Annotated in this window: 15 protein-coding genes; 10 read left to right on the forward strand and 5 right to left on the reverse strand. The window is 46.2% G+C overall.

The window, feature by feature from the left end; genetic code table 11:
• The 3 genes from PLA23_RS04835 to PLA23_RS04845 form a co-directional block, all read right to left on the reverse strand.
• Positions 1-215: hypothetical protein (locus PLA23_RS04835; RefSeq protein ID WP_324474217.1), on the reverse strand; the 215-nt coding region annotated here is incomplete at its 3' end.
• Positions 196-381 (reverse strand): hypothetical protein, encoded by a 186-nt coding sequence (locus PLA23_RS04840; RefSeq protein WP_324329609.1) that lies wholly within the window; start codon positions 379-381, stop codon positions 196-198. The genes PLA23_RS04835 and PLA23_RS04840, both read right to left, overlap by 20 nt.
• A gap of 182 nt (positions 382-563) precedes the next feature.
• The gene (locus tag PLA23_RS04845; protein ID WP_324474219.1) at positions 564-2375 is read right to left on the reverse strand and encodes a KUP/HAK/KT family potassium transporter; all 1812 of its coding nucleotides are present in this window, start codon (positions 2373-2375) and stop codon (positions 564-566) included.
• A 390-nt stretch (positions 2376-2765) separates the two neighbouring features.
• On the opposite strand from PLA23_RS04845, the gene PLA23_RS04850 reads away from it, so the two are divergent.
• The 4 genes from PLA23_RS04850 (at position 2766) to PLA23_RS04865 (ending at position 6130) form a co-directional block, all read left to right on the forward strand.
• On the forward strand, positions 2766-4064 hold the full coding sequence (locus tag PLA23_RS04850; RefSeq protein ID WP_324474221.1) for a hypothetical protein: 1299 nt from the start codon (positions 2766-2768) through the stop codon (positions 4062-4064).
• 128 nt (positions 4065-4192) lie between these two features.
• Positions 4193-4645 carry a hypothetical protein gene (locus tag PLA23_RS04855; protein WP_324474223.1) on the forward strand — a complete coding sequence of 151 codons (453 nt, stop codon included), beginning with the start codon at positions 4193-4195 and terminating at the stop codon, positions 4643-4645.
• A gap of 79 nt (positions 4646-4724) precedes the next feature.
• Complete coding sequence (locus PLA23_RS04860; protein WP_324329614.1) at positions 4725-5726, forward strand: TIGR00341 family protein; 1002 nt, start codon at positions 4725-4727, stop codon at positions 5724-5726.
• A gap of 65 nt (positions 5727-5791) precedes the next feature.
• Positions 5792-6130, forward strand: a complete 339-nt coding sequence (locus PLA23_RS04865) for a cupin domain-containing protein (protein WP_324329617.1) — start codon at positions 5792-5794, stop codon at positions 6128-6130.
• Positions 6131-6234: 104 nt separating this feature from the next.
• On the opposite strand, the gene PLA23_RS04870 is transcribed toward PLA23_RS04865, so the two are convergent.
• Both PLA23_RS04870 and PLA23_RS04875 read right to left on the reverse strand, forming a co-directional pair.
• A complete protein-coding gene (locus PLA23_RS04870; protein ID WP_324329618.1) occupies positions 6235-6429 on the reverse strand; it encodes an ATP-binding protein in 195 nt (64 codons plus the stop codon).
• A 32-nt stretch (positions 6430-6461) separates the two neighbouring features.
• Positions 6462-6824: a hypothetical protein gene (locus PLA23_RS04875; protein ID WP_324474225.1), complete on the reverse strand. Its 363-nt coding sequence runs from the start codon at positions 6822-6824 to the stop codon at positions 6462-6464.
• Positions 6825-7160: 336 nt separating this feature from the next.
• On the opposite strand from PLA23_RS04875, the gene PLA23_RS04880 reads away from it, so the two are divergent.
• The 6 genes from PLA23_RS04880 to PLA23_RS04905 all read left to right on the forward strand — a co-directional run.
• Positions 7161-8009: a nitroreductase family protein gene (locus tag PLA23_RS04880; protein ID WP_324474227.1), complete on the forward strand. Its 849-nt coding sequence runs from the start codon at positions 7161-7163 to the stop codon at positions 8007-8009.
• Between the two features lie 474 nt (positions 8010-8483).
• Positions 8484-10397, forward strand: coding sequence for an NADH-quinone oxidoreductase subunit 5 family protein (locus tag PLA23_RS04885; RefSeq protein ID WP_324474229.1), 1914 nt, complete (start codon positions 8484-8486; stop codon positions 10395-10397).
• Positions 10397-11251: a respiratory chain complex I subunit 1 family protein gene (locus PLA23_RS04890; RefSeq protein ID WP_324474233.1), complete on the forward strand. Its 855-nt coding sequence runs from the start codon at positions 10397-10399 to the stop codon at positions 11249-11251. Before PLA23_RS04885 ends, PLA23_RS04890 begins: the two co-directional genes overlap by 1 nt.
• A gap of 5 nt (positions 11252-11256) precedes the next feature.
• Positions 11257-11703, forward strand: a complete 447-nt coding sequence (locus PLA23_RS04895; protein WP_324331900.1) for an NADH-quinone oxidoreductase subunit B family protein — start codon at positions 11257-11259, stop codon at positions 11701-11703.
• Entirely contained in the window at positions 11700-12089 is a 390-nt protein-coding gene (locus PLA23_RS04900; RefSeq protein ID WP_324331901.1) for an NADH-quinone oxidoreductase subunit C, read from the forward strand. Before PLA23_RS04895 ends, PLA23_RS04900 begins: the two co-directional genes overlap by 4 nt.
• The coding region (locus PLA23_RS04905) for a nickel-dependent hydrogenase large subunit (protein ID WP_324474231.1) at positions 12082-12388 on the forward strand (307 nt) is incomplete at its 3' end. The genes PLA23_RS04900 and PLA23_RS04905, both read left to right, overlap by 8 nt.

Consider the following 12388-nt stretch of genomic DNA (forward strand, 5'->3'; position numbering starts at 1 on the left):
AACGATGCATCACCGAGAGAATGCACGACCGGACTCCCGGCGGAACTTCCGGGAGAAATCGCATACATCTGACCCATTCCAAATAAGATTCCTGTTGAACTATCATAGCCGGTAATATACCCCCATCCGCATTCGGTCTTCATATCTTCTTTTGACTCATCAATGCCGTTTATGGCGATCTTCCATCCGATTCTGCTATATGGTTGAATAACCATCGGCAATCCCCTCCAGGGTTGTTCCCAGGATATCGGTTGCTTGCTGGTATACCGGAATGGTTGAACTGCTCACCTTCTGATAGGGACTTGCAACCTCTGCACAGGCACTATAAAAAACCGTAATCAACAGACAGAGAAAACAGACCATAAGGATTTTTATATCCATACAATCCACCCACTTTTTTGAATCTCCTGGGCTCAAACAGGGTAATCGGTTCCTGATCAATTAATGGTATGCCATGCAGATCTGATGGTACCATCAGATGGTTAAAATACAATTGAAAAAGTTTAGGTATTGAAAATATTTCGTACCAGTTCTCAACCAAAGTCCGTTCTTCTTTTTCGGTTTTACAGAACAAACCTGGTCACCACCCCATGAATCTTCTCCGGCGGGAGAGAGTAAAACTGAACAAAAGGTGGAGATGCCTTTTTCATCAGACCAAAGAGGTTCCAGATCATCCGGTCACTGATAATATTCTCGATGCCATAAAAGATCGTCTTCTCAAATATGCCCCGTTCCCGGAGCAGAGCTTCGATATCAACAATCTCCATGTACCCGGCCTCAATAATGAACGCAGACAACCCTTCGGCAAGTCCTTCCTGGTAGTCGGAGGTTACCCCAAACGGGTATCCCTTGATCCTGACTGATACCAGAATATTCTGTTTGTAAATGATATTATTCTGAAAGAAGATCTGCCCGATATACGGTGATATCGATCTGATATCTGATGTGAAATACAGGGCAGCACCGGATATTTTGCAGGATTCCCGGTATAACTGATGGTATTTATCGATAAACTCCTCGTACGGAATCGGCTGGAATATTGAGCGGAGCTTTTGCTGACCCTGGATAAAGATCATAATGATAACAAAGGGAATGAACGCAAGGAGGAATGACCAGTAAGCACCGTGTGGCAGCTTTGTCAGACATGCTATGAAGAATGTCAGGTTTATTCCAAGGAGTGCACAGAGGATTCCGGTTTTTAAAAAATCCCTCTTTATCACGAATATCAAGAGCAGCATAAAAGCCGATATTGACATATCTCCTGCCACGGCAAGACCATAAGCTGCACCCAGGTTTTCAGATGACTGAAATGCAGCCATAACCAGAAGAACAGCCATCAGAAGAAGCCAGTTAACCGTATCAATATAAATCTGTGAACGGAGTGCTGAAGATGTATAATCTATCTTCATTTTGGGTATGATCCGGGTCGTCATGGCCTGATAAACGATTGAGAACATCCCGCTGATCATCGCCTGGGAGGCGATAATGGTTGCACAGATACTGAGGAGGAGAAACGGAATATAGAGTGGGCCTATTATGGAGGAAACCATGGAGAAGAGGACAGTGCCTGTCGATCCATGTTCCAGAACAAATGCCCCCTGACCCAGGTAACTCAGCATAAGGGCAGGGAATACAAAATACCAGCCTTTGACGATTGGTTCACGACCAAGATGTCCCATATCGGCATAGAGTGCCTCACCCCCGGTGATACATAATACAATGGCAGACAGGACGATGAGAGACGTAAGACCATTTTCAAGTAAAAACCCAAGTGCATAATGCGGGCTTAATGCAAGCAGAATATGGGGTGCCGAAACCAGACTTATAAGACCGGTAATGGACAGAGAAAAGAACCATATTGCCATAACCGGCCCGAATGCCCAGGAAATACTATCTGTTCCCCTCCTTTGAAAGGAAAATAAACAGATAGCTATGGTAGCTGCAATAAGAAGGAGAACGGTCCCACTCGTTTCTTCAAGCCCGGGGACCAGCCGAATGCCTTCTACGGCTGAGAGGATACTAATGGCCGGAGTAATGACACCATCACCCATGAACAGGCATACTCCGACTATTGCCAGGAGTGAGATATAGGGAACCAACGGGCTGTTTTTCAAGAGGTCTGTCAGAACTTCCTTTAAAACAATGGTTCCACCCTCACCTTTTGTTCCCACGTGCATCGCAATCCAAACATACTGAACGGTGATGATGAGAAATAAACTCCAGAAAATTAACGAAATAATTCCGAAGATATTTTCCTCATTCGGAACAAGAGCAAGAAGAATGATTCCGATGGTATAGATAGGACTGGTCCCGATATCTCCAAAAACAAGTCCCAAAGCTTTCAGGACGCGGGATTCGGCCACAGCAGAGAACATCGTATACCGTTTTTACAGAGATAATAAAGTGCTTCTGGTTTTGAGAAGAATAACACAGGAACCCTTTCATAAACCAGGTATTCCATGAACTTCCTTATTCCGACTGAGACATCCATGAGCACGCCCGGATATTGAGGAGGATGAATAATTCGTTTTTCATGACATTTTAGGCCCGCTGATACAAAGAAGCATGCTACAAAAACTCATACCGGTAAGCAGTGAGTATGTTTTGGCCATACCTGATGATAAAACGGAAATGACTGTATATGATAGGAAATGAGGCAGACCGGTTTTCTTATCGGTCAAAGGAGGGCCAGGTGGCTGAATAGGTATAACAGGATAATTTTTCTTATGTAATGTGCTATTATTTTACTAGAGGAAAAATGCTGAATGATTGACGAAGACAAGCATCCCAAAAAAGAACATCTGAAACTGACCGGAGAATCAGATCTTACTATAGAGGTTGTTATCCTGCTCATTTTCGGGATATTCATGCTTATTTTCGGATTTCTGCTCTTTCAGATCCACACTGGCGTCCTTCCATACGCACCGGATAGCACATACGGATTATTTGTATTGCTTATGGCATTTCAGATTATCACGATGGGAAAGACGCCTTTTGGTGATCTCAAACGGTCCTGGCTTCTCGTACTTGTCGGTATTATCGTTGGAATTCTAGGAATGGCTGCTGCTTTTGTCCCGGGTTATCTTTCTGATCCAGTCAGACTTATCGTCGGAGGAGGGCTGCTTTTCGGTGGTATAGCCCTTTTCCTGCAACTTTTTATCAGAGAAGACAAGGCATGGACATGGAGAAAGGTATCAGGGGTACTCCAGCATCTGATCCTTGCCTGCGGGTTGATATATATTATCGCATGCATATGTGGCCTGATTACACTTTTCCCAGGGATTACCACGGATCAACAGACAGCCGTAATTCTCATTCTGTTTGCGTTGAGCTTTTTTTATCTGGCATATTGTGTTCAGAAGGTCAGACGAGAAATACCGTTATCTCACCAGGAGGGCATGAAATCAGGTACTGATCAAAAACAGATGAACGGGGTATGGCAGCTGCTTGAGGAGACATCACTCTCCCTCTCTCTTTCCATTCTTCTTATGGTTGCGGTGCTCCTGACGCTTTTAGGAATTATTCTTATTCTCGTAAACCTTGGCATGATAGCCTTCTCTCAGGACGGCCTTCTGGGAATGCTTCTGGTCATCTTTTCAATCCAGATGATGGCCCTTGGGGAAACCCCCCTCGGAGCATTTAAAAGAACCTGGATAATGACCATATTCGGAATGATCTTTGCGACCCTTGGGGTGGTGTCCTGCATTGTCCCCGGATTACTGACCGGGCTGCTTCAGATACTACTCGGATTGCTGAATATTCTGGGGGGTGTAATTCTGCTTACCGGCCGATTTTTGCCGGTTCTTGCAGCAATGAAAAACCCTCCTGCAGCACCGGTCCCACAATTCCCGATACTAAAAAAACTGAATATTACTCTGACGATTTTAAATCTTGTCTCAATCGCATTTGGTATATCAATGCTTATGCCAGGTATCATGCCAGGTATGCTGAATGCAGAGATCATTGTGGTAAACGGTCTTCTTCTCTTTGTTCTTGCATATATCCTCCATACGATCGATAAAATATCTGCAGACCTGTCTAACCAGCCCTCTGTCACAGAGTAAATCTTCACCTTTTTTCGATTCCAGAGAAAAACCTGGAATATGAAAAAGATATATATCCTTGCCCCTTCAAATTTCAGATGCCAGAAATCGTACATTACCAAGCGCTTACGAGGTACTTTATGCAGATTATGAATGGAAAGACTTGCTCAATACTTATTACCGGCATCATCCTCCTTGGCCTTGCACTCTTCTCTTCTCCTGTTTCGGCTACCATTTTTACCATAAACGGAACTGAACTGGATGAGGAAGGCCTGATTACGTACCTTAAGACACCGGCACCCGCATTTCAGGAACCGGTCATTATCTATTTTTACGACCCGCAGTGCGGATCCTGTAGTGCGACCCAGGACTTCTGGAAGACCTACCTGAAAGAGCATCCAGACACCATACTTGAGCAGGTTAGTCTTGAAGAAGGGGCTCATATGGACCGGTTTAAGGAGTTCACGGAGACCTATAACCGTGATAAAGCATATATTCCACTCGTTTACATCGGTCCTGTCGGTCTTGAAGGAAAAGATGACATCAAACATTATTTTGATATGGTATATTCCTGGTATATGGCATCATATACAAAAGAATAATACCAGTCCTCTTTTTTCCCGGCTATAGTCTCCCGTACCAAAGGGATGATAATGGGAGAAAACCTATCATCCAATGGGTATGCTTAAAAAACTGCTGATTAGTAGCACATTTGATCAGGCATATCTTCCGGTATTGCAGAAGAAACTCTGCTTTGAGGGGGAGTGTGCAGGAAGTGCTATGATCAATTATGGTGTCCTCCTGACCCTTGCCACCATTATATCAACGTATGGAGTGATTGCCGGATCGACTGCCACCGTGATTGGGGCTATGATCATCGCACCACTGATGACACCGATTATGGCTACGACACTTTCCATAGTGCTTGGTGATACCAATCGTGCCGGAAGGTCGATGATCCTGGTCATTGTCAGCACCGCCACTGTTATCATCCTGGCTGCTCTTCTGACATTCAGTATCTCACCCCTTGCAATTGATTTTCAGGGGAATCCGGAGATCGTCTTACGAACGGCACCAGACATGTTTGCCCTCTATGTTGCCCTTGCATCAGGAGCAGCAGGAGCGTATGCCGTAAGCAGAGAAGAGATTAGTGATTCACTTTCCGGGGTTGCGATCGCCATTTCACTTCTTCCCCCGCTGAGTGTTGTCGGGATTTCAATCTCAAAGTTCCAGTGGGGAGATGCATCTGGTGCATTCCTTCTGTTTCTTACGAACTTTTTTGCCATTCTGGTATCGGGAGGGGCAGTCTTCTGGATCTCAGGAATAAATCCGTGGTGGATGGATCATGACCGCGAAAAAAAACGCAAACAGGCATTTACAATAGCAGTCATCTGTGTCATCCTGATATCAGTACCACTCTTCATATCCGGGTATGAGACACTGGAACATGCATATTACCAAAAGGAGGCGCAGGATATTACAAAAACATGGCTCTCAGGATCCGGATATGAGATATCCAGATTTGACCTGCGAAAACAGAACCTCACGCTCCATATTATGGGGACCGGAGAGATACCCTCTCCTTTAGGTTTGTATCAGGCACTCAATTCACATTTTGATATGCCAATACGGGTTGAGTTGCGGATAATTCCAGTACATGTTATCCATTATCCGGGTCTCTGACATGCCGAGTTTGAAGAGCACTTATTGAGAGAGCCATCATACATTGAACTGGAAAAGGTGTAACTATGATCATTACCGACGTAGCACAGGTTGTATCAGGCCCCAATCCCCACCACGTGGATGCCAGAAAGATTTACGACTCTCCCCATGCAATGGCTGTGGTCATAACCCTTCAGCCTGGAGAATCATTGAAAAAACACATCACCCCGGTTGATGTCTTCTTTTACGTCCTCGAAGGAACAGGAATCGTTGAAATCGGAGATGAGCGGGCAGAAGTGACGAAAGACAACCTGGTGGAGAGCCCGGCACGAATTCCACACCGGTGGATAAATGAGAGTCAGAATGTCTTCAGAGTCCTGGTTGTGAAGGTTCCTAAACCGACCGAAGAAACGAAGCTTCTCTGAATAAATCATACCGATGATTATGCAGCCGGTGTGATATATTCACTTATCCTCCATCCACTTTTTGAAACACGAATCTCAAATACGGCGCCGTGCCCTTCCTGACCTTACTCATGGATAGACATGCCGGTAAATGATAGGATCTCCCTGACAAGAAATAATCCAAGCCCGGTATTTTTTCCAAACCCACGTTCAAAAATCTTTTCCTCATTTTCCGGGGAGATACCCACCCCGTCATCAGCAATCGTAATGAACAGATCCTCACCAGATATCTCTGCATAGATACGAATGGAAGTGACCATCCCTCCATGCCGGACTGAATTGTCAAAAAGATTTAAAATACCTTTTGCAGCATCGGATCAGCATAGAGAGAGATATCTGGAATATCCAGGATCAGACTGACTGATTCAGGCAGATGTATTTCGTGAATGCATCCGGCAAGGTCCTGCCATTGTGGCTCATGCAGACCAAGACCTTCATATGTCCTGGTAAACTCAATATGAGACTTCATCGTCTCAGTGCATTGCATATTATTCTGGATAATGCCAGCCAGATGTGGGTCATGGGCTGTTTCCTTCATCATGTCTCGGTATACAAATATCGCCCGTGCACCAGGGGATGCTGATATTTTGCCTGATGAAAGAGGATATGCAAAGAGACCAAGACCAGCGACGAATTCTGCGTGATAGGTGCGCAATACTCTCCTGTAATGCCCGCCTGGATTTTCGGGCTTCAACAAGGCGGTTTATCACATGAATCAGCCGTGTATGCTCTAGTTTCAGGTCGATACAATCGGTCAGGCAATAATCCGCTCCGTATGAAAGGGCATCATGTGCAACATCCTCGTTCTCCTGACCGGTGCAGCTGTCCAATCACCAGTTTTCAATACGAAACTACCGACCCAGGCAGTGTGCCGTTAGCACTCAGTCAGACATGATACTGCATATAAAGCCATCACTTCACGCAAGAGGTATAAAACCCATAACCAGGACAGGTAATACATGTCAGGTATAACCAGTAATGAAGGCCGATTATGAAAACATCTCCTGAAAAAGACCATCCGATATCAATACAAGAGGGAATCTGCATCTCCTGTGGCGTATGCAGTACGGTATGCATGTTTTCTGTCATAATCATGAATGAAGAGACCGGGTTTCCGGTCATATCGCCCCATGCACCACCCTGTAACCGGTGCGGGCATTGTGTGGCATACTGTCCGGTATCAGCACTACACATGCAGGGGGATGAAGGGAATACATCCTCTCTTCCCGATAGGGTCATGATCACTCAAAAGGACATCCGGGATCTTGTCCTCTCCCGTCGGTCAGTCAGGCAGTATCAGAAAAAGAAGGTTCCCCGCGAAGTTCTGGAGAATTTGTTTGACATAGTCAGGTATGCTCCTTCGGCGATGAACCTACAGACTGTTTCATGGCAAGTTATATATGAAACCGAAGATGTCCGAACAATTGGATCCACCATCATCTCCTGGATGAGCCGGATAATAGATGAGCAAAGACTTCAGGAGTTCGTAATCGGATCTTCTTTTCCTTATATCACGCATGAATGGAAAAAAGGAAGGGATCTGATAACACATGGGGCACCCCATCTTCTCATTACCTATGCCAGACCAGAAGGATACACCGCTGCAACCGACGCTATCATTGCTACCAGTTATCTTGATCTCATTGCACCGGTATTCCACCTCGGAACCTGCTGGGCAGGGCTAATCAGACTGGCAGCAGAGCGGTCACCAGAGGTTCTGGCTGCCATGGATCTTCCTTTGGATACTCTGCCACAGACTGCTCTTCTGATTGGATACCCGGCACTGCGACCGTATACCATTCCATACCGGAAGCCGGCTTTTGTCAGATGGGAAGTGTGAGTGATATCATTTATGGTAACCCTGCCAATTCTGATTATGATCGACATTTCAATAGAGCAACGCTATTCCCTTTTCATCCCTTTCCCCATGGTATGCCTTGCCTTTATCGGACCCTCTCATAGCGACCCTATATAAAAACAATATATTTGCAGATCATCGAAAATACGTCAATAATCAACGTCCATTTCTTCTGCGTGATCGGATTTTTATTGACATGTGTTCATAAATTCTTTTTTTCCGAAAGCGAGGGCGTAATTTGCAGCTATGAGAAACAAACATGTGATATGAGAGTGCTTGCCATTGAAAGAGACGTATTTTACTCAATGGAGCAAAACTCAATCGACAAATCACGAATAATGAATAATAATGACCCGGACATAAATAACAACACATAAATTACTGTCGTATTCATCATGGTTCCTCCCAACTGTCATGATAAATAATGATAAATATCCAGGGTCTCAAACGTAATGCATGGAACTGCTCATCTTCCTGATACTCTTTCCTCTTCTGATGGCTGGCCTTTTGACACTCATTCAGGGCGAGAATTTCAGAAGAGCAGCAGTCATATGTGGAGCAGTCCTGATTGGGATTGCCTCTCTTATCACCCTCGCGGATAGTATCACCACCCAGGCAGTATATCATTCAGTCCCGGTTGATCTGATTGGTGTACTCATTTTTATCGGCGATATTATTATCAGCGGATTTATTATATTCGTCAGCACGAAAGCACGGCAGTACCTTGTGACTGGTATCACTATACTTCAGCTTATTCTCCTGTGTGTCGTGGAATGGCTGGCACTTGCAGATCACGCCCGCATACCGGAGTTATTCTCAGACCAACTCTCCGGAATCATGGCTGCGATCATCGGAGTCATTGGCGGCCTCATCTGTGTATATGCCTTGGGATACATGAGGGAGTATCATGCAGAGCACCCGGACCGTCCGGACAGAAGGCCCCGGTTCTTTGGAATCATGTTTCTCTTCCTTTCGGCCATGTTTGGGGTGGTCTTCTCAAACAATCTCCTCTGGCTTTTCTTCTTCTGGGAGATCACCACACTCTGTTCATTCCTGCTCATCAGATACCCGGAGACTGATGAAGCCATAAAAAATGCATTCAGGGCACTTCTTTTTAACCTCGCCGGAGGGGTATGTATTCCGGTTGCATTCCTGGCCATCCTTCTTAGCCAGGGATCCCGGTATATCGGCCTTCATGAACTGGTTGCCGCTGGCCCTGGGATTGCTCTTATCCCGGCCGGTCTCATTGCTATTGCCGGACTTGCAAAATCAGCCCAGTTTCCCTTTTCCTCATGGCTTGTTGGAGCGATGGTTGCACCAACCCCGGTTTCAGCACTCCTTCACTCAAGCACCATGGTAAAAGCCGGAGTTTATATTATTGCACGGTTTGCACCAGTCTTTGAGGGACAGATCGTCGGCATTCTGATCGCCCTTATCGGAGGGATTACATTTCTTGCCGCATCTGCCATCGCAATATCACAGAGTAATGCAAAAAAAGTCCTTGCATATTCAACCATTGCAAATCTGGGGCTTATTGTTGCATGCTGCGGGGTCGGTACCGCAGAGGCACTCTGGGCAGCAATTCTCCTGATTGTCTTCCATGCAATCGCAAAATCGCTCCTCTTCCTCTCGGTCGGGACAGTCGAGCATCAAATCCACAGCAGGGATATTGAGGATATGACCGGCCTCGTAACCAGGATGCCAAAAGTAACCATGATGATCCTGATTGGAATTGCCGGCATGTTCCTTGCCCCGTTCGGAATGCTCATATCAAAATGGGCGTCTCTGCATGCGTTTGTTGAATCTGTTCCTCCCTATGGTATTCTGTTGGTGATTATCATCGCCTATGGCAGTGGTATCACCGCATTCTTCTGGGCAAAATGGATGGGAAAACTCATCGCAGTCGGAGAACCACACCGGGGAGATGAAACCCGTATCCCCCGATCAGAACGATCAATACTTAATATTCTTTCAGTACTGACCATAGGAGTCTGTTTCGGGTTTCCCATCATCTCATGGTACCTCATAGAACCATGGCTTTATACCATGTATACGTCGGTGACCGATCTTATATCGCTCAGCAATATCGAGATCATGTTTATGATGCTCTTTCTTGTGCTTATTATGCCGTTTTCTCTTGCCCGGTTTACCCATTCGGCACGAAGAGTTCCCCGATATCTGTGTGGTATTCCGGAAAGCCGGCCATCAGTTTTTACCGGAAGCTGTGGCATGAACCGGGAGATTGCTCTCTCGAACTACTACCTTGACCGGATGTTTGGTGAAGAGCGCCTCTCCCGCATCAGTGTCGGGATTGGTATCTTCCTGATTGTTCTGCTTCTCAATATTTTTGTGATTGGAGGTGGCCTGTGATACCGCCGGATCCATTTATTGCAGCAGCGTTGTTTATCATTCTTGCACCAATTGTCGGTATTCTCATCACCGGACTTGACCGGATACTGACTGCACGGATGCAGGGGAGAGTCGGGCCACCGGTTCTGCAGCCCTGGTATGATATCAGAAAATTATTCCAGAAGAGACAGGTGGCAGTCTGGGGAGCACAGAGCTTCTTTATCTTCTGTTACCTCATCTTTATCATATTCACCGGAGCACTCTTCTTTGTCGGAGGGGACATCTTACTGGTCATTTTCGCCTTCACCCTCGGGCATGTCTTTCTGGTGCTTGGTGCGTATGTGTCATACTCACCGTATGCTCATATCGGGGCAGAACGGGAGCTTATTCAGCTGATGGCAGTCGAGCCCATGATCATTATCGCCGCAATCGGTCTGTATCAGGTGAACGGGTCATTCCTCGTCGGTGATATGGCACAGCACTCTGGTATGCCCATTCTCCTCCTGCCAGGAGTGTTCCTTGGATTTATCTATATACTGACGTTTAAACTGAGGAAATCACCGTTTGATCTTGCAACCTCCCACCATGCACATCAGGAGCTGGTGAAGGGAAGTACCACGGAGTTTTCAGGATGGACCCTGGCTATGGTCGAACTGGCCCACATGTATGAACTGGTGGTCATGCTTGGGTTTATCTGGTTATTCTTTGGAGCAAATCTGATTCTGTGTGCAGGTGCGATTGCCGTTATCATGATCCTGGAGATACTGGTTGATAACTGCACATCAAGAATACGATGGCAGGATGCCATGACGAGTGCATGGTTTGTAACCCTTGTCGCTGGAGCAGGAAACATCTTTGCCCTTTCAATCATGTGAGAATCATGTCATACCTACAGAAATCACCCTGGATAATTCACTATGATGCCTCAAGCTGTAATGGTTGTGATATTGAGGTACTGGCCTGTCTGACACCGCTGTATGATGTTGAGCGGTTTGGTATCCTCAATACCGGAAACCCAAAACATGCGGATATTTTTGTCATCACGGGCGGTGTCAATGAGATAAACAAGGAGGTTGTGCGGAATATCTATGAACAGATGCCTCATCCGAAGGTTGTGGTAGCCGTGGGTATCTGTGCATGTTCCGGTGGTGTGTTCAGAGAGTGTTATAATATCTCCGGGGGTGTTGCAACGGTCATACCTGTGGATGTCTATGTGCCCGGATGTGCTGCACGTCCTGAATCAATCATTGATGGAATTGTTCAGGCACTTGGTATCCTTGAACAGAAACGACGTGCGATGAAAGCTGGAACGGAGGGGGCGGCATGAAACAGCCTGATCAGACAATAGAGACCATTGCAGTCCTCGATCTCATTCACCGGGTTCATGCTTTCCACGACGACGGGTACCGGCTGGTGCAGATCAGTTGTGCTGCAGGAGGAGAAGGCTTTGAGATCACCTATTCCTTTGACACGGATCTGATCCTGAGGCACATTCGGGTTTGTGCAACCCATGAAGATCCGATCCCCAGCATCTCCCGTATTTATAGTGGGTCATTCGTCTATGAAAACGAGATTGCAGATCTCTTTGGCATTCACTTCACCGGCATTGCGATAGATTACAAGGGGACATTTATCAGAACGAGTGTGCTTCATCCCTTTGGAAATCCGCAGATTCCGGTTGTGAAAAAGAAACCGGAGGAGCAGCATGAGTAAACAGATTATCGTCCCATTCGGACCCCAGCACCCGGTCCTTCCTGAGCCGATTCACCTTGATCTGGTATTGGAAGATGAGCGGGTGGTAGAGGCGATTCCCTCTATCGGGTATGTTCACCGTGGTCTTGAAAAACTTGTCGAGAAGCGTGATTTCAAGGATTATGTCTTTATATCCGAACGGATCTGCGGGATTTGCAGTTTCATCCACGGGGCCACCTACTGCCAGGGTGTTGAGCAGATAATGGGAATTGAAATTCCAAGGCGTGCCGAGTTCCTTCGGGCAATATGGTCAGAGTTCT

Origin of the sequence: Methanospirillum sp. (assembly GCF_035406105.1) — an archaeon.
GTDB lineage: Archaea > Halobacteriota > Methanomicrobia > Methanomicrobiales > Methanospirillaceae > Methanospirillum.

Coding starts and splice junctions, on each gene's coding strand:
- PLA23_RS04885 (WP_324474229.1), top strand. CDS start 8,484: ATGGAACTGCTCATCTTCCTGATACTCTTTCCTCTTCTGATGGCTGGC.
- PLA23_RS04865 (WP_324329617.1), top strand. CDS start 5,792: ATGATCATTACCGACGTAGCACAGGTTGTATCAGGCCCCAATCCCCAC.
- PLA23_RS04870 (WP_324329618.1), bottom strand. CDS start 6,429: ATGGTCACTTCCATTCGTATCTATGCAGAGATATCTGGTGAGGATCTG.
- PLA23_RS04860 (WP_324329614.1), top strand. CDS start 4,725: ATGCTTAAAAAACTGCTGATTAGTAGCACATTTGATCAGGCATATCTT.
- PLA23_RS04880 (WP_324474227.1), top strand. CDS start 7,161: ATGAAAACATCTCCTGAAAAAGACCATCCGATATCAATACAAGAGGGA.
- PLA23_RS04855 (WP_324474223.1), top strand. CDS start 4,193: ATGAATGGAAAGACTTGCTCAATACTTATTACCGGCATCATCCTCCTT.
- PLA23_RS04900 (WP_324331901.1), top strand. CDS start 11,700: ATGAAACAGCCTGATCAGACAATAGAGACCATTGCAGTCCTCGATCTC.
- PLA23_RS04845 (WP_324474219.1), bottom strand. CDS start 2,375: ATGTTCTCTGCTGTGGCCGAATCCCGCGTCCTGAAAGCTTTGGGACTT.
- PLA23_RS04840 (WP_324329609.1), bottom strand. CDS start 381: ATGGATATAAAAATCCTTATGGTCTGTTTTCTCTGTCTGTTGATTACG.
- PLA23_RS04850 (WP_324474221.1), top strand. CDS start 2,766: ATGATTGACGAAGACAAGCATCCCAAAAAAGAACATCTGAAACTGACC.
- PLA23_RS04895 (WP_324331900.1), top strand. CDS start 11,257: ATGTCATACCTACAGAAATCACCCTGGATAATTCACTATGATGCCTCA.